Below are 20,056 nucleotides of genomic sequence, written 5' to 3' on the forward strand. Positions count from 1 at the left end.
AAAAGTGTACCTGAGTCGGTCATTAGAGAAATGGATAAACAAAAACGCTATGAAAGCTTAGTTCGAGCTTATCATCGAGATCTATATCGCTATGCCTATTGGTTATGCAAAGACAAACATATTGCCGAAGATTTAGTGCAAGATACTTGCCTGCGTGCATGGAAATCATTAGATAGCCTATTAGATGAGAAAGCCGCTAAATCTTGGCTAATTACTATTTTAAGGCGTGAGAATGCACGTCGTTTTGAGCGTAAAAAATTCGATCTTGTTGATATTGATGAGCCAGGGAACGGTGGTTCAACCAATGATGATCCCTACCACCAACAACAGTGGTTACAAAAGCAAATTATGAATTTAGAGCTGGAATATCGTGAGCCGTTATTTTTACAAGTCATTGCAGGTTTTAGTGGCGAGGAGATTGCGCAGATCCTCGATTTAAATAAAAATACAGTAATGACCAGACTGTTTCGTGCACGAAACCAATTAAAAGAAAGCTTAGACGCATCAGAACCTACTTTGGGGGCAAATAATGGATGATTTAGAGTTTCGACGCCGTTTATTGTCGGCTCCAAAAGACCGTAGTGATGAAGTGCTACACAAAATTCTTGCTGATAAAAATAATCGTCAATATGCCGATAATCTCACATCACTCGATAATAAGCTTGAACAGGCTTTTAATGTTGATGTTCCTGATGATCTTGCCGACAAAATTATTTTTGCACATTCCCCTGCAAAAAAACAAGTGAGTATGAGCAGCCGTATGTTTGCTCTGGCGGCTTCAATTATTTTTACCATTGGGCTCAGCGTAGGACAAATTAATTGGGGTCAAGTCTTTATCTCTCCGGCTTACGCCAACCTTGAAGGTATGGCAATGGAGCATATTATTCACGGTGAGCAATTTGCGTATGACATTGATGAAAATAATTCAGAGCAAGAAGTCAATGCGAAACTCAGCACTTACGCTTATAAACTGAATGGATCCTTTCCATTTCATTTGTATTATCTCAACCATTGTAGTTTCGGTCGCGAACATAGTGCACTACACATGGTTTTTGCTGGTAAAGAAGGGAAAGTAACGGCGTTTATTTCTAAAATTAAAGTACCGAAAGCCAATGTGTTTTTTCAAAAAGGATTAAAAGGTGAAATAGTTCCGTTAGAAAAAGGCAGTTTGGTTCTTATTGGTGAAGAAAATGAAAATATCCAAGCACTTTCACAGAAAATAACCTTATTACTCTCCCTCAATACGTAGAGTTCGGTATTAATGACTAAAAAATAGTTGCTCAAGAAATCAATAACACATGTGAAATACTATACATTTTTCACATGTGTTCCTCTCTATTTTCCCTCAAGCCTAATTTTATAAAAACTTCTTTTAAAACATGTCGATAATAAAAAATCTTATCACAAATACATTATGCTCAGATACTAATGAAGACTATGACCCAATATCAAGCATCAGCTCGACCACACATACAGATACAATAATAACTGGGATTCAATACAATAAATCCTTCTAAGTAACCTGAACTCTGGATAAAAAAACAGCCTGATCAATTTTTGATCAGGCTGTTTTTATTTTTAAGAGCCATGTTTTTAAAATCATAGCTTTGAGGGCTTTAAAACATCGTTAGTAATCGTACCCTAAATACTGATCCAGTAAATCTTCATCCACCACAGGTTCGGGATCTTTTTCAATTTCCGCTTTAAAATCTTGATGCTGTAAATAAATACTGCGACTTAGCGCATATGGATCTGGAGAGTTACGGAGCATTCCCTCTTGTGGAATTAACTCATAACGGGTTTCTAGCCCTTGTATTACCCACTTACCTGCGCTTTGCCAAAAAGTCAGCCAATAGAGAGGCATATATAAACTATCGGCTTGATCGGCGAGATCTCTCGGAGTTAAAGGTCCGTATGCTGGCATCATGACATAAGGACCATTTCCGACGCCATAATAACCCAGCACATCGCCAAACTCTCGGCTCGAACGAGTAATACCCGCTTCACTGGCAACATCAATAAACCCCAGTAAACCTATCGTGGTATTAATCCAAAAACGGTTGAAGCTATCTAAGGCTTTACCACCATTTCCCATAAATAAATTATTCAGTGCACTGGCGGGCTCTTCTAGGTTATCTAAAAAATTAGAAACTCCAGCGGTCAATGGTGTGGGTAACCATTCCATATAGGCAATTGAAACAGGGCGTACGAGGTAAGGATCTAAAATGTCATAGTTTAGGTCCCACATGGTGCGATTAAAGCCCTCCAAAGGATCATTAACCGTGGTGTTTGGTAGTGTGTCAGAAGATTCAGGCGCACTGCTGCAACCAATTAGTAAAAATAAGCTAAATAGATAGAAAAGAGAAAACGAGGCATTTACCTTGCTCAAATCACCACACCCTGTGAAAGAAGTATCGAATAAAAAAGGCAAGTCATAAGGATAACTTGCCTTTCATTTGTTACACCCAATGTTTTACTAACGATTGGAATGTCACACATTGCTTAATTGTATTGTATCTCGCTGGGTAATATCAATATCTCTTATCAATAAATATCACAACATTATCGCCTAAATGGACAGGCAAGCTTTCACCATGCCAATCATGATCACGAGTCGACACATCGCCATCACTATCAATACGAGCACGAACCATAATATCCGATAGGCTTGATAACTTACGTTGTTTCATCATGCTATTACTATCATCAAGTACCACAGTCACTGGAAACTTAGATAGTGGATAACGCGCAGCAGCAATTGGCATTGGAGAACCATCGGCGCTATGGATAGACACGATCAATACACCCGACTTTGGAACGGGAACGTCCGGTGCGAGTGAAATAGTAACGCTTACTGGCGTACCTTCATGTTCTACTTTTTGTGGATGTTCTTGCCCATTTAGCTCACGTTGGGCCGTTTGGATACTACGTTCTAACATCGCGTACCGCGAATCATCCTCGCCAATTAAAACTTGTAGCTTACGCCAATATTGAATTGCTTGTGCATATTGAGCATTTTCATAAGCATTAAAAGCCATCAATGAATATACACGAGGATCAACCTCAGGTTGTTGTAATAACTGATGTAAAATCGTACCTGATTTTTCAGTGTTTGCAGGATCTGATGAAAACATTAACGCCTGAGCTAAACTAAGTTGCACATCTGGGTTATTAGGCAACAAGCGATCCGCTTTACTTAGCGCCCCAATTGACGTTTCAACATCACGATTTGCCATCGCAATACGCCCTAATAACACCCAACCTGTACCATCATTTGGATGGCTTTGCAGACGAGTTCGCATCGCTAATGTCAAATCATCCATTTGCTGTTCAGTTAATTCAGCACCTTGAGGATTCATTAACTTTTGAGTTAACTCAGGTAAACTATTTTCTACCTTTTTCCAGTGAGCAACTTGATCGCTAGCACCAAAAACAGCATACATTCCATAAGCGGTAACGGCCATAAACAACATGAAAGGAATAGCCATCCATTTCATTTTTTTATCCGAAGCCGTTAGTTCAATATGAGAATGAGGAATATCATCTAGCAACGATTGTTTCAAATCTGTCACTAAGTCGTCTTTATCTTCAATAATACCGGCAGAGTCTTCCGCTTCTAATTCATCCAAACGGTCTTTAAAAAAAGCTTTATTCAGCTCATCTCGTTGAGCCGCTTCATCAATTTTTCTTGATTTCAATAAAGGGTAAACAATAAATATCGCAGCAATCGCTAGTAAGAAAACCGTACCAATCCAAAAAACCATCATACGTTGTTACCTTTTTTATCATCCTTGCCAATTGTCTCAGTGACACTTTCAGATGTTGTATTTTGCTCAGATAAAAGCTGTTGCAATCGTTGCTCATGTTGCTCATCCCACTGCTCAGGATTTTCTTTTTCCATTTTAGCTCTGCGTCGAGTCCGAAGGAAAATAAAAGCAAAACCAAACAAAACGATACTTAGTGGAGCTAGCCACAAAATAGCGGTTGAAGGCGTAAGAGGTGGGTTATAAGTAACAAAATTACCGTAACGAGCAACCATATAATCAATAATTTCTTGTTTCGATTTTCCCTGCTTTGTCATTAAATATGTTTGTTCACGTAAGTCTTTTGCTAACTCAGCATTGGAGTCAGAAATAGAATTATTCTGACATTTAGGACAACGTAACGTATGACTCAATTCCTGAAATTGTGCTTCTTGTGCTGGCGTATCAAAATCAAACACTTCAATAGCCGCGAGCGTTGGAAAACTTAACGACACTAACAAGAAAATTATAAATGAAGTGAATTTTTTCATCAGCTCTGCCCCATCGAGGTTGGTGTCGGCGGTAATGGGCTTTTCTGTCCTGCTAATTGATTATAAAGCGGCAATAAAGTCTCATTCCAATTGTCGATATTAACATCACCAACATGGCGATATTGGATCTTACCATCGGCATCAATTAAGAATGTTTCTGGCGCGCCATAAACACCGAGATCCAAACCAAACATACCATTGCCGTCAAACAGAACGATTTGGTATGGGTCACCCAAGTTTTTCAACCATTTTTCGGCTTTAGTACGATCGTCCTTATAATTCAAACCAATAATGTTCACTCCTTGTGCTGACAACTTATTTAAAAATTGATGCTCCGCATAACAAGTCGGACACCATGTTGCCCACACATTCAAAATAAGAGGCTTACCTTTAAATAGAGATTGGTTATAAGTTTGATCCGGCTGATACAAATCTTCAAGCGTAAAATCAGGCACTGATTTACCCACTAAGACGGATTCTAATTTAGTCGGATCATCGCCTTTCGCATTACGAGTAAGCTGAGTTGCAAATACCGCCACCAACGCAATAAATAAAATCAAGGGCGCAAATAAAATCTTACGATTCATGCTTTTTTTATCGCCCATACTCACGCCTCCTGCTCAGGTGTATTCGAATCATTACCCAGCTTTAATTTTTTTCTAAAGCGATAACGTTTATCACTGATCGCTAATATGCCACCAATCGCCATGAAAATTGCACCTAGCCAAATCCAACGAATAAAAGGTTTATAGTAAATACGTACCGCCCAAGCATTAGAACCTTCAAGCTGCTCACCCATTGCAACATATAAGTCACGAGTAAAGCCACGATCAATCGCCGCTTCCGTCATCATAGATCGAGCCGTGTGATAGAAACGTTTTTCAGCATGCAAATCATTCACATATTGACCATCTTCCGTGATCCGGAAATCCGCAATAAAGCCATCGTAATTCGGGCCATTATGATCACGTAAACCCGTGAAATGGAATTGATAGCCTTGAATATCAAAGGTCTGCCCCGGCTCTAAGCGTACATCACGTTCAATGCTGTAGTTTTGTACCATAGCAATACCGATAATCGTAATGGCTAATCCAACATGGCCCATCATCATTGACCAGTGGCTACGTTGCAGTTTAGTGATACCAACAAAGAAAGAGTGGCGGTGCGTGGCTCGTTGATATAATTCAAATGCGTGCATTGTCACGATCCAAATTGCCAAGAACCAACCTAACGAAGCAAGAGGCATAAATTGCTTTGAAGATAGCAGGCCAATCAAAGCGGCTAACCCAATCGATACGACTGCAGATACTAAAATAGGAACTTTCACGCTAGAAAGATTATCGCGTTTCCAGCGAATCAACGGGCCAATACCTAAAATGATGCTAAACGGCACGATAAGCCATGTAAATAAGCTATTAAAGAAAGGTGCGCCAATCGAGACTGAACCCATACCAATTTGTTTGTGTATTAAAGGTAAAAGCGTACCAATCATCACAACAACTAATGCCGCAATCAGCAAGATGTTATTAGACAACAAGGCATTCTCACGCGAGATTAATGAATAATTACCTCGAACTCGAACTTTTGATCCTTTCAATGCAAACAACAATAATGAGCCACCAATGACGATGGCTAAGAACGCCAGAATAAACATTCCGCGTGCCGGATCAGAAGCAAATGAATGCACTGACACCAAAATGCCAGACCGAACGAGGAATGTACCCAGTAAACTTAATGAGAAGGCGGCAATTGCCAGTAAAACTGTCCACGCTTTAAATGTGCCACGCTTTTCCGTTACTGCTAATGAGTGCATTAATGCCGTGCCCGCGAGCCAAGGCATGAACGATGCGTTTTCGACTGGATCCCAGAACCACCAGCCACCCCAGCCAAGTTCATAATAAGCCCACCAAGAACCCAGTGCGATACCAACCGTTAGAAATACCCAAGCAGCAGTGGTCCAAGGCCTTGACCAACGAGCCCATGCCGTATCTAAACGACCCGTCATTAATGATGCAATAGCAAAGGAGAATGCTACCGAAAAACCCACATATCCCATGTACAACATTGGTGGATGGATAATCAAACCAGGGTCTTGTAGCAATGGGTTAAGATCTCGCCCATCAACGGGAAAGTACGGCAGAACACTTAAAAATGGATTTGAGGTTAAAATGATAAACAACAAGAATCCGACGGAAATCATGCCCATTACGGCAAGTACACGTGAGATTGACTCAAGTGGCATGCCCCGGCTGAACGTCGCCACCGCAATGGTCCAAATAGCTTGGATCAATACCCAAAGTAACAAGGAGCCTTCGTGTGCACCCCAAACTGCCGTTAAGCGGTAATACCAAGGAAGCTGGCTATTTGAATTACTTGCCACATACTTCAAGGTAAAATCATTCGAATAAAATGCCCACAGCAATGTTCCAAATGAAAATGCGAGCATGAGGAACATCCCCCACGACAACGGCCTTGCCATTCCCATTAAGGTTCTATTATTCGTGCTTGCGCCATACAGTGGAAAAATACTGAGTAATATTGAAAAGCCCAACGCTAAGATTAAGGCAAAGTGTCCAAGTTCAGCAATCATTGCCCGCTTCCTTGATTAGTTTCAGATTGATTCATTTTAGATTCAGAGATGTCAGATTTAGGATCTGGTGTTTCAGTGTTATAGCCTGGTTGATGTTTTTTCTTCATTGCCTCTTCAATTTCTGAAGGCATGTAGTTTTCATCATGTTTGGCTAATACTTCAAAGGCATTAATGGTGGTGGCATCAACTAATGTGCCTTGAGCGACAATGCCCTGCCCTTCACGAAATAAATCTGGCAAGATACCCGTATAATTAACCGTGACTTTAGGGCCTATATCTTCTAGTTCAAAGCTTACATTCAGCGTTTCAGGATCGCGTTTTACCGACCCCACAACAACCATCCCTCCAATCCGTAACTTCTCACCAACATGAGGTTTAATACCGTTAGGTTTCCCATTAACGATTTCTGTTGGTGTATAAAATAAGTTTATATTTTGATTTAACGCATACATGATTAAACCAACGGTGCCCGCGACACCAATTAAGATGGCAAGTACAATAGCAAGTCTTTTCTTACGTCTTGGAGTCATAGTGTATTTTCCATTTTTTTTGCCGCTTGAATGCGCTCTTCACGATCCATTTTTTGTTGGATCTCTTTAAATAAAGCCCGATGTTGAGACAGGCTACTCCAGCATAAAACGAATAAACTTAAGAAAGTGATCCCAAAAGCGCCCCATACATAGGCAGCATATCCACCCATCGCAAAGAAATCAGATAAAGAATCAAAATACATTAATTCACCTCTCGTTTTATCGATATAGATTGAGTAGGAAAGCGTGCATATACGAGCGTAATAACCCAAGGTCGGTTACTTTCAGATCTTAATATTTCAGTACGAAAACGCACTAAAGCGACCGCTACGGAGAAACAAGCAAAGCCAGCAATACTAAACAATAATGGCCATAACATATCAGCTGCCATAGCAGGTTTACCCATCTTGCTAATAGTGGCTCCTTGATGAAGCGTATTCCACCACTCTACCGAATAATGGATAATAGGAATATTGATCACTCCCACAATTGCTAAAATACCGGCAGCTTTCGCGGCTGTTTTTTGGTCATCAAAAGCATGATAAAGCGCAATCACACCAAGATATAAAAATAACAGGATTAATTCAGAGGTTAAGCGTGCATCCCACACCCACCATGCGCCCCACATTGGCTTACCCCAAACAGAGCCAGTAATAAGCGCAACAAAGGTAAAAACCGCACCAATGGGAGCCATCGCAGCAACGGCCATGTTAGACAATTTAAGCTGCCATACCAAGCCAACAAAAGCGGCGATTGCCATAGATACATAAATTCCCATCGACCACATCGCAGCAGGTACATGAATATAAATAATTCGGAAACTATCACCTTGTTGGTAATCGGCAGGAGCAAAAGCCAATCCCCAGATCATTCCTATTACCAGAAAAATCGTGGCGAAAATAGAAAACCAAGGTAGTAATGAACCACAAAGCTGATAGGTTCTTTCAGGCTTCGCGTAAGGGTGTAGCCATTTCCACATGTTGCTTCTCACTGTATAAAGTTAGTTCTGAACGTGCTATCCAAACTAATCTGCTAATTTAAATTTGTTTTATGCCCGTCGACTTAATATTGTGACTTTAGGCATTGATCTTGTATTTGATTCTATATTTTCTAATTCACACTGATCCGTAAAGAAGCACTAATCGCAAACGGTGTTAACGTCATAGAGCCCAATAGCATCGCACCTAAAATGGCAAGTTGCCCAGAATACGGAAAACCTCCACTGGCAGCATCAATTGCAGACGTCGCGAAAATCAAAATAGGGATATATAAAGGTAAAACTAATAAACTGAGTAATACCCCGCCTTTTTGCAATCCTACGGTAAGCCCTACTCCAATCGCTCCGATAAAACTTAACGTTGGCGTACCAATCAATAACGTAATAACAACTGCCAACCAAGTATTGAAATCAAGAGACAACAGTACGGCGAGCAGTGGGCTAATCAAAATAAGCGGCAATCCAGTTAGAATCCAATGAGAAAGTACTTTTGCCATCACAACCAAAGGAAGTGGAATGGGTAGAAGCATCATCTGCTCTAACGCACCATCGTGAAAATCATCGCGAAATAAACGCTCTAACGATAACAGAGCTGAAAGCAATGCCGCTACCCAAACAATACCAGCAGCAATACGTGCTAACAAATTAGGCTCAGAACCAACGCTTAATGGAAAAAGGGTAATGACAATAATGAAAAACCATAATGGGTTAAACACATCGGCTTGACGACGATAAGCAATCAATAGCTCACGACGAATGATATGTCCCATATTTGCTATCATTATGAACCTAACTTTATTTTTTTAAGTGAATGTAAATCCGAAAACATATCTTGGTGAGTCGTAAACAAAATCATTCCACCTTGCTGTGTATGCTCCAAAAATAGTTCTTCAATCACTTTGATGCCTTGCTTATCAATTGCCGTTAATGGCTCATCTAAAATCCATAATGGATGCTTACTTAACCAGAGTCTAGCCAAAGCAACACGACGTTGTTGACCAGCTGAAAGTTTAACCGATGGGATGTCCTCTTTACCCGCCAAACCAACTTTGGCTAATGCTAGCCAAATATCTTGTTCAGTCACACCTTTGGAACCATTTACTTTTTGATAAAACGATAAGTTTTCAAACGCAGTCAGCTCTTTTTTTACACCCGTTTGATGCCCTAAAAACAATAAGTCTTGATGAAAAGCATCCCGATCTTTTTGGGTATTATTTTGTTTCCATAAAATATGTCCGTCATCACAGTCAGCAAGCCCCGTCACTATACGCAATAAGGTGGTTTTACCTGAACCATTTCGCCCTTCAATTTGTACCAAATCATTTGGTTTTACAGAAAACGAGAGTTCCCGAAACAGTTCTTTATCATCACGAATGGCGGTTAAACCACTAACTTCTAGCATTTGACATCATCTATCTTTAAGGAGAGAACAGTATATTACCACAGGACCTCAAACTCGAAAGCTTCACAATGCAAACCTTCTGGGTAATGTTTGAATTGTCACAAAAATACAATTTAAACATCGACATTTAAGCTCAACAGCATAAAAGGGCTAATCAATATAGAAAGATACCCTTAATCTCTAACCATCATTCGGTAAATAAAAAGAAATGAATATAATCATAAATAGGTATAGTTTTGACTATTTGATACTTTACTGATTTTAGTCAAAAGAACGAGTGGTATTACTTGGGTTTAGCTTGCACCTTAAACATACTGATATTACGCACAACCTGTAAATCCTCAGGAAGCGTTAAAGCACTTTCACTACGTTTTAACGACATTTCCGCATGATGCTTCGCCGCTTTTTTCATTGGTTCGTCGCCCAATAAATGCAATGCAGAAAACGCTTTTTGTAAATGCGTTACAACTTCTAAACAACCCGCGCCATCACGCGCAATCGGCGTAAAAGCATCATCAAACATATCAGCAACTTTTACCTCAGGGACTTGCACGCGATCATAACAAGATTCTTGTTCATCTTTTTCTTGTACAGGTTCTGACCACGTCGCCAATAAACGCACCAAACTACCAATAACTTTAATTGCCGACCCCGGATCATTCACCGCAGGAGATAAAGCTTTACTGGCAATTTCAGATAATACAATTAAGCCAAATCTTGGATCGTCATCAAAAAATCGATCTACCCCAATTTGAAATGCTGCAATAATATCTTTGTAATCAAAATCTTCTTCTTTCTCATCATAAAGTACTCTCGCCAGTACGGTGCCAGGTGCAACAAAATCCCCTGGAAGCGCATCCAGTACAATATGCATATCCCTCTTTTCGGCCCAATGATGCAGACGGCTAATATCAACATGTTGCACATAACCAACCTGAGTGGCAACCACCGTTTCACCTTCATCAGTATCAACACAAGGTGACCCCGACAAGTTCGGTGAATTTCGCTGACGTATAAGTGAGTCCATCACCACGTGCTCGACTCTATCCACAGTATTACCAACTCGCCCAAGTCTGGCTAGGCGATCAACCCAACGGATAAACGTCAGTACAACTAAAGCAAACACCAATACGGTTACCACAAATAAAACCAATAGCCCCGGTGACCCGAAGAAATCATTTTTTACCGCAGTCAACGCTACAATGCTAAAAATAAATGATCCAATGAAGCGAGACAGTGCATTTTTAGAGACATCATCAGCCACCACTAAAGTAAACGCTCGGGGAGTAGCAGAATTACTAGCAGAAGAATATGCCGCTAGCATCGAACCAACAGAAAAAGTCGCGATCACTAACATACTCGATGACATGATCTCTAACAATGCGACTAATGAATCAAGACTAAGCGGTAAAACGAAAAAATCGATATCCATGTGATCGGCAAATTTCGCGACAAAAACTGCCAAAATAGAACAAATACACATCCATAACGGCTTAACCCAAAGCTTTTCTTTAAGGCGGTTCACCATAAAACGAAGATGGTCACGAGAAAAACTAGCTGCCATACATTTTTCCAACTTAAATAGGTAATGACTGGGAAGAGGAGTTAATCAATAAACTGTTTTATTTATTAAAAGGTTAAATTGAGAATTACGCAATACATGAACTGAAAATATACGACCTTGGTAGCCATCCTTTACTTGAAGCGGACAGAAAAAATCCGTATTATCCTCCGCCATAGAATGTTAGTTAACATAGAATCATTGGTTAATATAAAGTCTTAAGTAACACAGAAGCTTAACCTGCATCAAAACATTCACTGCAAAAATGTTTGCTACAAATGAAACAAAGTCCCCTTAGTTCAGCTGGATAGAACAAGGACCTCCTAAGTCTTAGACGTGAGTTCGAATCTCGCAGGGGACACCACAGTATTCCATTTAGCTCGAATAAAAAAGGCCAAGTGATCACTCACTTGGCCTTTACGATATTTAAAACACTAACGGTTCAAAAATCACACGTTATGCTTGTTTTTTCTCTTCAACAACGTCACCTTCCGCGCCGATGAAGCCGCCAGTTTGGTGAGCCCAAAGTTGCGCATAAACACCACCTTGTGCAATCAATTCTTGATGAGAGCCTTGCTCTAAGATTTGACCTTTATCTAATACGATAAGTCGATCCATCGCAGCAATAGTGGATAAACGATGCGCAATGGCAATAACCGTTTTTCCTTCCATCAGTTCATATAAACTTTCTTGGATCGCAGCTTCCACTTCAGAATCCAACGCAGAGGTTGCTTCATCCATAATTAAGATTGGAGCATCTTTTAGCAATACTCGAGAAATCGCGATACGCTGACGTTGACCACCAGACAATTTCACACCACGCTCACCCACTTGAGCATCGTAGCCGACATTACCGAAAGTATCCGTTAAGGTTTCAATAAACTCATGGGCATGTGCTTGCGCCGTTGCAGCTAACAAATCAGCTTCCGTTCCCTCTGGGCGGCCATACATAATATTTTCACGAATACTGCGGTGCAGCAGTGAAGTATCTTGCGTGATCATGCCAATATTACTTCGCAGCGAATCTTGTTTCACCTTGGAGATATCTTGTCCGTCGATGCGAATCGTGCCACTTTCTAAATCGTAAAAGCGTAATAGCAAGTTCACTAACGTCGATTTGCCTGCCCCTGAACGCCCTACCAGACCGACTTTTTCACCCGGCTTAATATTGAAGTGCAAGTCATTGATAATCGCTTTATCTTTTTCACCGTAGTGGAAGTTCACATGGTCGAATTCAATACCGCCTTTTTCAACGCTTAATTCAGGTGCTTGAGCCACATCTTGTGTGCTAACAGGTTTCGACAGCGTATTCATACCATCAACCACAGTACCAATGTTTTCGAAAATGGCGCTGATTTCCCACATAATCCACTTAGACATACCTTGAATACGCAATGCAAGGCTGATCGCAATTGCAATCGCTCCGACCGTGATCATGCTGTTCATCCATAATCCAATCGACAATGCTGCCACAGAAAATAGGAGTAAGTAGTTGAGCATATCAATACTGAATAAAAACACGGTCGCTAAACGCATTTGGGCGTAAACCGTTTGCAAGAAAGACTGCATGCCCTTCTCGGCGTATTCAGTTTCACGATTAGTGTGTGAGAACAACTTCACAGTGGCGATATTGGTGTAACTATCGACAATCCGACCCGTCATTGTAGAACGAGCATCGGCTTGAGCGGTAGCAATACGCTTCATTTTAGGCACAAAGTAAACTTGAGTTAGAACATAAGCGGCTAACCAAATAAACACCGGGATCATTAGCCACAAATCTGCTTGTCCCATTAAGACAATCATCGACACAAAGTACACCGACACGTACACCAACATATCCGCAAACTTCATTACTGTTTCACGCACAGCTAGCGAAGTTTGCATCACTTTAGTGGCAATACGCCCTGCAAAGTCATCTTGATAAAAAGTGACACTTTGATTCAATAAGTAGCGGTGCGCTAACCAACGAACCGACATTGGAAAATTACCCAATAATGTTTGGTGCATGATCATCGAATGGAAGAAGCCAATCACAGGAATGACTACAATAATAACCAGTCCCATCCCCATGATTTTGGTGCCTTCAGCCGCCCACAACGTTTCTGGGGTATGTTTTGAAAGCATGTCAACAATCGAGCCCATAAAACCCATTAAAGCCACTTCAATAACAGCAATACATGCGCTCAAAAGTGACATCAAAATGATTGGACCGAGAAAATCACGGCTGTAATGCATACAAAAGGCAAACAAAGTATTAGGCGGTGTTTCTACTTTATCTTTGGGAAAGGCTGAAGTTAGCCCTTCAAAAAACTTGAACATAAAGTGGTTTCCATTAAAGAAAGAGGTGTTTAGATAGGAAAAAGAAACGATTTTGTCACTTCTTTTAATGGTGTATATGATAAGCATAAACCCATCACATTCCTACCTTTGATTTTGATCATTGTATTTTCATTTTTATTGATATTTTTCTAATTAACGCTGTCAATTATGCGAATAAAGAAATAAAATCATAAATGCTAACGATTCTCAATTAGAATCGCACTCGTATTGGAATAATAGGCTCTAAACACAATGCATACTAAATCACACCCCTTATCAAAAGCCATCGCAGCCAGTTTTACGCCTGCCATTGGTTTAACTTTGGCTCTTTTCGCTTTACCCACTTTAGCCGAAGATGCAGCAACCGATTCAATGGATACCATTACTGTTTCAGCTTCTGCGCTTAAAATGGAAACACCTGATAGCCAGACACCTAAATCGGTCACTGTTATCCAGCAAGAAGATTTAAAAATACACGATGTCAATAAACTCGATGAAGCCTTTCGATATAGCCCAGGTGTAGTATCGCCATATGGTTCTGATGTGGATACAGATTGGTTATTAGTTCGAGGATTTGAACCAAGTGTTTATCTAGATGGAAACCGTTTATATAAAGAAGGTTTTTTTGGATAGTCAACTGAAACTTATGGGTTAGAAAGTGTTGAATTATTAAAAGGCCCAAGCGCTATTTTCTATGGTGACTCACAGCCAGGCGGTGTATTGAACTTAGTTCAAAAGAAACCTACCGATGTACCACAAGGAAATATTAATATTTCCGGTGGCAGTAAAGACTATATGCAGCTTGGTGTCGATGTATCTGGTTGGGCCAGTGACGATGGAAGTCAACGCTATCGTCTAGTTGCTATGGTTAACCATAAAGATGGCGCATTGGATGGTACGAAAAATGAACGTTTTTATATCGCACCTAGCTATACAATTGATTTCAATGAGTCAGCAAGTCTTACTTTATTAACTAGTTTCACTAAAGATACAGGGGTCCCTCAAAATGGATTTTTTCCTGTTGACGGTACTTATTCAGCATTACCAGATGGCGGTCATATTGATCCAAGTACCAATTATGGAGAACCAGACACGGATCGTTTAGACCAAACTCAAGTTTCAGCAGGTTATTTATTCAAATACGATATCGATGACGTATGGACTTATAAGCAAAACTTTAACTTTGCTTATAAAGAATTATACCTACGTAGTACAGCTGCTTATAATAATGATTGGCAAGATTCGGATCCTAATACTATAGCTCGATCAACTCTAATCAATGATGGCGATTCTCATAGTTATACTTTTGATAACAATGTTACTGCGGACTTTTCAACGAAGTTAACAGATAACAAATTTATGGTTGGAGTCGATTATCAACACCATAATAATGATTGGATGGGCAATAGATTAGGCACTCCGACAGGAATCATCGATAGCCGTCATCCAACATATGACAACGGTGTTCCTGCCGACCTTTCTGCTTCAATGTATCAAAATGATATAACGAAGGAACAAATTGGCACTTACGCACAATTTCAAACCATTTTAGCCCAGCGCTGGGTTGCTAACCTTGGTGCTCGTTACGATTGGCTCAAAGTAGAAAATACAGGTCAATACGAAGATAAAATTGATGATGGCCAATTCTCATTCAATACAGGTTTAATGTATTTAGCAGATAATGGTTTATCACCTTATGTCAGCTATTCTAGCTCTTATTATGCTTCTGCTAGCCTGGATTTTACAACCAACAAACTTTACTTACCAATTGAAAGTAAACAAACGGAAGTAGGTTTAAAATACGCACCTATATGGTTAGACGGCTATTTCAATATAGCTTGGTTTGATATTAAACAAGATAATGCAACCACTTCCGTTACCGATGCGAATGGTGTGCTAGGGACAAGCCAAACAGACCAAAAAAGCCAAGGAATTGAGCTTGAAGGATCTGTTTATGCTACAGAGAACTTAAAATTAACCGCAAGTTATACCTATACAAACTTAGAAGAAAGGGATCCGAATGGCGGATACCGTCAAGCTTCATTAGTCCCAGATAATTTAGCAACTGGTTGGGTTCAATATGATTTTACCTCAATCGGGCTACCTGATTTGAGAATGGGAACAGGCGTGCGTTACCTTGGTTCAAGTGTGAATTCAACTACAGGTGATAAAGTATCTGACACCACCTTATGGGATGCGATGGCGAGCTATCAATTTACTAAACAAGTTCAACTTCAAGTGAATGCGAACAATCTATTAGATAAAGAATATGTAGCAAGTTGTTCGAGTATTGTATGTTACTACGGTGAAGATCGCCGTATTACGGCTAACCTAAATTACAGTTGGTGATCCTGTAAGAGATAAACACTAGGTGAGTTTACCTTCACTTAGTGTTTTCTTTTGTGTTAATACCTAAACGAATTATAATTACACCTTTAATTTATATGGATTTACCCCATGTTCAAACTAAACCAAGTCCGTGTTCATCGAGACAATCGTGATATTTTATCGATTGATGATCTCACCATCCCGACAGATGGATTTACGGTAGTGCTTGGTCATAATGGCAGTGGTAAATCGACACTGGTAAACTTACTTTCAGGACAAACTCAGCCAGATTCTGGCAGTGTGCGTCTTAATCAAACTGAAATCTCTCAACTATCTCAAAAACAGCTCGCGCGTGAAATTGCTTTTCTACCACAAAAATTGCCCGATGTTGCCGGTTTAACAGTACAAGAGTTAGTTAAACTTGGTCGCTTCCCTTGGCGGGGTGTGTTTGGCCGCTGGCAAGACAATGACAAGCAAATAATCCAACAAGCAATGGAAAAAACCGGCGTTGCTCAATACGCAGACAACTTAGCCGATAAACTTTCTGGTGGAGAAAGGCAACGTGCTTGGGTGGCGATGCTACTCGCCCAACAATCCCCGGTTTTAATTTTAGATGAACCCACGTCTGCGCTCGATATCCATCACCAATATCACTTAATGGATTTACTGCAAGAACTCAATCAGGAAACTGGTTGTGGTGTATTAGTCATTTTGCATGATCTCAACTTAGCACTTCGTTACGCGACACATATAGTGGCCTTAAAACAAGGCAAGATTGAATTTAGCGGTGAAAAGTCATTACTACTAAATGAACAACGATTATCCGATCTTTACCAAACCGATATCCAGTTATTAAATCATCCTAAGCAAGCTGAACAGAAAATCGCCGTCGTGCTATAACCGAAAAGATGGTTATCACTAAAAAGATTGTTATAACTCAAAAATCGCTATCACCCAAAAGATCAAAGTCTCAAAGGATCCATTACCATGAAAGCATTCATCCAAGCCCTGATGTTAGTGGCAACAAGTCTTATCTCTCTATCTTCTTATGCATCCATCACAGTGACCGATAGCCTTGGTAAACATCAATTATCAGAAACGCCAAAACGTATTGTGGCACTCAACTGGGACTTGGCAGAACAACTGATCGAGTTAGACGTAACCCCTGTCGGCGTGCCAAACATTAAAGATTACACCACTTGGGTAGTTAAACCGGCAATACCAGAATCAGTACAAGATGTAGGTACTCGCGCTGAGCCGAATATGGAAAAATTAGCAGCCTTAAAACCGGATGTTATTTTAGTCGCAGAGCCACAAAAAGATTTAATCCCCCGATTAAAAACTATCGCTCCAGTGCTGTATTACCAGACTTACAATGCCGATCAAGACAGTGCCAAAGCCGCCATTGAAAACTTCAACAACATTGCCCATTTAGTTGGCAAAACCGATCTTGCCGAACAAAAACTCCAAGCAATGCATCATCGATTTTCTGAATTAAAACAGAAAATCAATGTCGCTTTTTCAGGACAGATGCCAAGTATTGCGGCTATGCGATTTGCCAATCAAACCTCTATCTATTTATACGCTGAAAACTCAACCACTGATTATGTAATTAAACAATTAGGTTTAACCACCGCCCTACCTCAGCCAGCAAAAGAATGGGGAATTGTGCAAAAAAGGCTAACCGACCTTCAACATGTGAAAGATGGCTATGTGATTTATTTCGGCCCAGTAACTGAGGCCCAAGAAGCGCAACTGAATAAGTCTATGCTGTGGAAAGCCATGCCATTTGTCCGTAATGGTCATGTCAATAAAGCCGATCCGGTATGGAATTATGGTGGCGCTATGTCGATGCAGTATATTGCTGAATCACTGACGAAAAGTTTGCTTGAGCTGCAATCCCCTAAATAATAAAGCTCCAGTTAAAAACACTGCATCGTAATAAAATGCCAGTAATAAAACCACTTAATACATCCGACCTTCATTTATCGTTCCAGAATACGATTCGATAAATGAAGGTCGAAACATGAGAAACTGCATTACATGATCCAACGTCGACCATCAATGATCACCGCTATTTTACTCTGCTTTATTGTGGTCGCTTTTGCTAACTTACAAATTGCCAATCCCCTTTCCTTAAGCCAACAATGGCACCTTATTTTAGGCGCCGAAGCACAAGAATTTGCTGATTTCAATTTTGCCTATGCGCAACTGCCACGTCTAGTGATGGCGATTGTCGTTGGGGCAATGCTTGGCCTCGTCGGCAGTTTAATGCAACAACTGACCCAAAACTCTCTCACTTCACCATTAACACTTGGCACCTCATCCGGCGCTTGGCTGGCATTAATTATCGTCAATGTGTTCTTTCCATCTCTTGCGGCCGATCATACTGCGCTAGCAGCAATGGTCGGAGCCTTGTTTGCGATGGGTTTAGTGATAACGATTGCTGGACCTAAAAACATCACAGGTTTGCCCCTGATTTTATCCGGTATGGTCGTCAATATCCTCTTTGGCGCAATTGCGACCGCGATCATTTTACTCAACGATCAATACGCTAAAAATGTATTTATTTGGGGAGCGGGTGATTTAGCTCAAAATGGTTGGGATATGGTGCATTGGTTATTACCGCGTATTTCTGTGGCAGTGTTGCTACTTATTTTTGCACCAAGAATTTTAACCTTAATGCGCTTAGGTCACCAAGGTGCAGCGGCTCGCGGCTTAAATGTGATCCCATTTTTTATTGTGTTGATAGGCTTAGGTTTGTGGGTAGTGTCGGCATCGATCACGGCGGTTGGTGTGATCAGTTTTATTGGCTTGTTATCACCGAACATCGCCCGAGCTTTAGGTGCTAGAACCGCCAAATCCGAACTATATACTAGTATGATTATTGGCAGTATGGCATTAATGCTGACCGATATTTTGGCGCTATTACTCAGTCAATTAACCTTAGAAATGATCCCAAGCGGCACGACCGCAGCCGCGATTGGTGCGCCAGCATTAGTGTGGTTTAGCCGCCGAGCATTAAAAGCACAAGATCAGATATCCATCAAATTACCGCCAAGTAAAGCGCAGCTATCCTGTTGGGCAATTCCATTATTAATCACGTTTACCGCAGTGATGTTGTTAGTTTCCGCTACCATTGCTATGAGTGATAACGGCTTACACTTTGCTATTCCAGACAGCTTCAGTTGGGCGCTTCGCTGGCCTCGTTTTGTAACTGCCCTCGCCGCAGGTGTTGCTCTGGCAGCAGCCGGAACAGTATTACAGCGTCTTATTTATAATCCGCTTGCTAGCCCAGATATTCTAGGTATTTCAGCTGGTGCGACGTTTGCTTTAATGGCAGGCACTGTATTTTTTGGCGCCAACATTTTTGCATCAGGATCGTTGATTGCATTTGGCGGCAGTACCGCGGTACTGATTTTGTTGCTGTTACTCGGTCGCAAAAATCAATTCGCGCCATCCAGCATGGTGTTAATTGGCATTGCCATCACCGCGCTAATTGATTCTTTAGTGCAGTTTGCTTTAGCCAAAGGCACGCAAGACAGCTACACCATTATTGGTTGGTTAGCAGGTTCAACTTATCGAGTCACTAGCACTGGCGCGGTAACTTTATCGATTAGCGTATTAGCCATTTTTATTGGGCTTGTGTGCGTTTCTCGTTGGTTAACGCTCATCTCCGCTGGACGACAATTTGCCGCCGCCCGAGGCTTAAATGTACAAGCCACCAGCGTTATTTTATTGTGCAGTGTGGCTTTGTTGTGTGCCTTAGTGACCACAACAATGGGGCCTGTTGCTTTTGTAGGATTACTGGCTCCACATATGGCAGTGATGCTAGGCGCCAAACAAGCACGCTCGCAATTGATCGTAGCAGGACTTTCCGGCGGGTTATTAATGCTAATGTCGGATTGGATTGGGCAGACTATTTTATTCCCAATGCAAATTGCCGCCGGAACCGTGGTATCAATTGTCGGCGGCAGTTACTTCTTAGTGTTATTGATTCGAGGACAAAAAAGAGGCTAATTCATCTAATTTAAA

The 20,056-nt window shown here is 40.9% G+C and carries 18 protein-coding genes, 1 tRNA gene and 1 pseudogene; 8 read left to right on the forward strand and 12 right to left on the reverse strand.

Annotated elements, in window-relative coordinates; genetic code table 11:
• Window positions 1–30 precede the first annotated feature (30 nt).
• The gene (locus FH976_RS09355) at window positions 31–537 is read left to right on the forward strand and encodes a sigma-70 family RNA polymerase sigma factor (RefSeq protein WP_194950364.1); all 507 of its coding nucleotides are present in this window, start codon (window positions 31–33) and stop codon (window positions 535–537) included.
• Window positions 530–1,249, forward strand: coding sequence for a DUF3379 family protein (locus tag FH976_RS09360; protein ID WP_194090596.1), 720 nt, complete (start codon window positions 530–532; stop codon window positions 1,247–1,249). Before FH976_RS09355 ends, FH976_RS09360 begins: the two co-directional genes overlap by 8 nt.
• Window positions 1,250–1,627: 378 nt before the next feature.
• Here the strand turns inward: FH976_RS09360 and FH976_RS09365 are convergent, their stop codons facing one another.
• The 11 genes from FH976_RS09365 to FH976_RS09415 all read right to left on the reverse strand — a co-directional run bounded on the left by FH976_RS09365 (window position 1,628) and on the right by FH976_RS09415 (window position 11,377).
• Window positions 1,628–2,389, reverse strand: a complete 762-nt coding sequence (locus FH976_RS09365; protein ID WP_194090597.1) for an MlaA family lipoprotein — start codon at window positions 2,387–2,389, stop codon at window positions 1,628–1,630.
• A gap of 142 nt (window positions 2,390–2,531) precedes the next feature.
• Window positions 2,532–3,767, reverse strand: coding sequence for a c-type cytochrome biogenesis protein CcmI (gene ccmI, locus FH976_RS09370; protein WP_194090598.1), 1,236 nt, complete (start codon window positions 3,765–3,767; stop codon window positions 2,532–2,534).
• Complete coding sequence (locus tag FH976_RS09375) at window positions 3,764–4,294, reverse strand: cytochrome c-type biogenesis protein (protein ID WP_194090599.1); 531 nt, start codon at window positions 4,292–4,294, stop codon at window positions 3,764–3,766. The genes ccmI and FH976_RS09375 overlap by 4 nt, the downstream gene beginning before the upstream one ends.
• Window positions 4,294–4,881 carry a DsbE family thiol:disulfide interchange protein gene (locus tag FH976_RS09380; protein WP_194090630.1) on the reverse strand — a complete coding sequence of 196 codons (588 nt, stop codon included), beginning with the start codon at window positions 4,879–4,881 and terminating at the stop codon, window positions 4,294–4,296. The genes FH976_RS09375 and FH976_RS09380 overlap by 1 nt, the downstream gene beginning before the upstream one ends.
• A 20-nt stretch (window positions 4,882–4,901) precedes the next feature.
• Window positions 4,902–6,884, reverse strand: a complete 1,983-nt coding sequence (locus tag FH976_RS09385) for a heme lyase CcmF/NrfE family subunit (RefSeq protein WP_194090600.1) — start codon at window positions 6,882–6,884, stop codon at window positions 4,902–4,904.
• The gene (ccmE, locus tag FH976_RS09390; protein ID WP_194090601.1) at window positions 6,881–7,414 is read right to left on the reverse strand and encodes a cytochrome c maturation protein CcmE; all 534 of its coding nucleotides are present in this window, start codon (window positions 7,412–7,414) and stop codon (window positions 6,881–6,883) included. Before ccmE ends, FH976_RS09385 begins: the two co-directional genes overlap by 4 nt.
• A complete protein-coding gene (gene ccmD / locus FH976_RS09395) occupies window positions 7,411–7,617 on the reverse strand; it encodes a heme exporter protein CcmD (protein WP_194090602.1) in 207 nt (68 codons plus the stop codon). The genes ccmE and ccmD overlap by 4 nt, the downstream gene beginning before the upstream one ends.
• Entirely contained in the window at window positions 7,617–8,393 is a 777-nt protein-coding gene (locus FH976_RS09400; protein WP_194090603.1) for a heme ABC transporter permease, read from the reverse strand. The genes ccmD and FH976_RS09400 overlap by 1 nt, the downstream gene beginning before the upstream one ends.
• Before the next feature lie 131 nt (window positions 8,394–8,524).
• Entirely contained in the window at window positions 8,525–9,193 is a 669-nt protein-coding gene (ccmB, locus tag FH976_RS09405) for a heme exporter protein CcmB (protein WP_194090604.1), read from the reverse strand.
• On the reverse strand, window positions 9,193–9,813 hold the full coding sequence (gene ccmA, locus FH976_RS09410; protein ID WP_194090605.1) for a cytochrome c biogenesis heme-transporting ATPase CcmA: 621 nt from the start codon (window positions 9,811–9,813) through the stop codon (window positions 9,193–9,195). The genes ccmB and ccmA overlap by 1 nt, the downstream gene beginning before the upstream one ends.
• A gap of 283 nt (window positions 9,814–10,096) precedes the next feature.
• Complete coding sequence (locus tag FH976_RS09415; RefSeq protein ID WP_194090606.1) at window positions 10,097–11,377, reverse strand: DUF2254 domain-containing protein; 1,281 nt, start codon at window positions 11,375–11,377, stop codon at window positions 10,097–10,099.
• A gap of 285 nt (window positions 11,378–11,662) precedes the next feature.
• Here FH976_RS09415 and FH976_RS09420 point away from each other — a divergent pair.
• Window positions 11,663–11,738, forward strand: a tRNA-Arg gene (locus FH976_RS09420).
• Window positions 11,739–11,830: 92 nt separating this feature from the next.
• Here FH976_RS09420 and FH976_RS09425 read toward each other — a convergent pair.
• Window positions 11,831–13,693 carry an ABC transporter ATP-binding protein gene (locus tag FH976_RS09425; RefSeq protein WP_194090607.1) on the reverse strand — a complete coding sequence of 621 codons (1,863 nt, stop codon included), beginning with the start codon at window positions 13,691–13,693 and terminating at the stop codon, window positions 11,831–11,833.
• Window positions 13,694–13,945: 252 nt separating this feature from the next.
• On the opposite strand from FH976_RS09425, the gene FH976_RS09430 reads away from it, so the two are divergent.
• The 5 genes and pseudogenes from FH976_RS09430 to fhuB all read left to right on the forward strand — a co-directional run bounded on the left by FH976_RS09430 (window position 13,946) and on the right by fhuB (window position 20,041).
• On the forward strand, window positions 13,946–14,326 hold the full coding sequence (locus FH976_RS09430; protein ID WP_194090608.1) for a TonB-dependent receptor plug domain-containing protein: 381 nt from the start codon (window positions 13,946–13,948) through the stop codon (window positions 14,324–14,326).
• A gap of 30 nt (window positions 14,327–14,356) precedes the next feature.
• A pseudogene (locus FH976_RS09435) lies at window positions 14,357–16,042 on the forward strand (TonB-dependent siderophore receptor); the annotation flags it as partial.
• A gap of 108 nt (window positions 16,043–16,150) precedes the next feature.
• Entirely contained in the window at window positions 16,151–16,921 is a 771-nt protein-coding gene (locus FH976_RS09440; protein WP_194090609.1) for an ABC transporter ATP-binding protein, read from the forward strand.
• Between the two features lie 87 nt (window positions 16,922–17,008).
• Window positions 17,009–17,932, forward strand: coding sequence for an iron-siderophore ABC transporter substrate-binding protein (locus FH976_RS09445; protein WP_194090610.1), 924 nt, complete (start codon window positions 17,009–17,011; stop codon window positions 17,930–17,932).
• Between the two features lie 132 nt (window positions 17,933–18,064).
• Window positions 18,065–20,041 (forward strand): Fe(3+)-hydroxamate ABC transporter permease FhuB, encoded by a 1,977-nt coding sequence (gene fhuB / locus FH976_RS09450; protein ID WP_194090611.1) that lies wholly within the window; start codon window positions 18,065–18,067, stop codon window positions 20,039–20,041.
• Window positions 20,042–20,056 lie beyond the last annotated feature (15 nt).

The organism is Vibrio hibernica, from assembly GCF_015223435.1.
Taxonomy (GTDB): Bacteria; Pseudomonadota; Gammaproteobacteria; order Enterobacterales; family Vibrionaceae; genus Vibrio; species Vibrio hibernica.

Bases quoted from the DNA above. Each gene is read 5' to 3' on its own strand.
- FH976_RS09440 (WP_194090609.1), top strand. From the start codon at position 16,151: ATGTTCAAACTAAACCAAGTCCGTGTTCATCGAGACAATCGTGATATT.
- FH976_RS09400 (WP_194090603.1), bottom strand. From the start codon at position 8,393: ATGTGGAAATGGCTACACCCTTACGCGAAGCCTGAAAGAACCTATCAG.
- ccmA (WP_194090605.1), bottom strand. From the start codon at position 9,813: ATGCTAGAAGTTAGTGGTTTAACCGCCATTCGTGATGATAAAGAACTG.
- ccmB (WP_194090604.1), bottom strand. From the start codon at position 9,193: ATGATAGCAAATATGGGACATATCATTCGTCGTGAGCTATTGATTGCT.
- FH976_RS09380 (WP_194090630.1), bottom strand. From the start codon at position 4,881: ATGAATCGTAAGATTTTATTTGCGCCCTTGATTTTATTTATTGCGTTG.
- FH976_RS09425 (WP_194090607.1), bottom strand. From the start codon at position 13,693: ATGTTCAAGTTTTTTGAAGGGCTAACTTCAGCCTTTCCCAAAGATAAA.
- FH976_RS09430 (WP_194090608.1), top strand. From the start codon at position 13,946: ATGCATACTAAATCACACCCCTTATCAAAAGCCATCGCAGCCAGTTTT.
- FH976_RS09360 (WP_194090596.1), top strand. From the start codon at position 530: ATGGATGATTTAGAGTTTCGACGCCGTTTATTGTCGGCTCCAAAAGAC.
- ccmE (WP_194090601.1), bottom strand. From the start codon at position 7,414: ATGACTCCAAGACGTAAGAAAAGACTTGCTATTGTACTTGCCATCTTA.
- ccmD (WP_194090602.1), bottom strand. From the start codon at position 7,617: ATGTATTTTGATTCTTTATCTGATTTCTTTGCGATGGGTGGATATGCT.
- FH976_RS09375 (WP_194090599.1), bottom strand. From the start codon at position 4,294: ATGAAAAAATTCACTTCATTTATAATTTTCTTGTTAGTGTCGTTAAGT.
- fhuB (WP_194090611.1), top strand. From the start codon at position 18,065: ATGATCCAACGTCGACCATCAATGATCACCGCTATTTTACTCTGCTTT.
- FH976_RS09445 (WP_194090610.1), top strand. From the start codon at position 17,009: ATGAAAGCATTCATCCAAGCCCTGATGTTAGTGGCAACAAGTCTTATC.
- FH976_RS09415 (WP_194090606.1), bottom strand. From the start codon at position 11,377: ATGGCAGCTAGTTTTTCTCGTGACCATCTTCGTTTTATGGTGAACCGC.
- FH976_RS09385 (WP_194090600.1), bottom strand. From the start codon at position 6,884: ATGATTGCTGAACTTGGACACTTTGCCTTAATCTTAGCGTTGGGCTTT.
- FH976_RS09355 (WP_194950364.1), top strand. From the start codon at position 31: ATGGATAAACAAAAACGCTATGAAAGCTTAGTTCGAGCTTATCATCGA.
- ccmI (WP_194090598.1), bottom strand. From the start codon at position 3,767: ATGATGGTTTTTTGGATTGGTACGGTTTTCTTACTAGCGATTGCTGCG.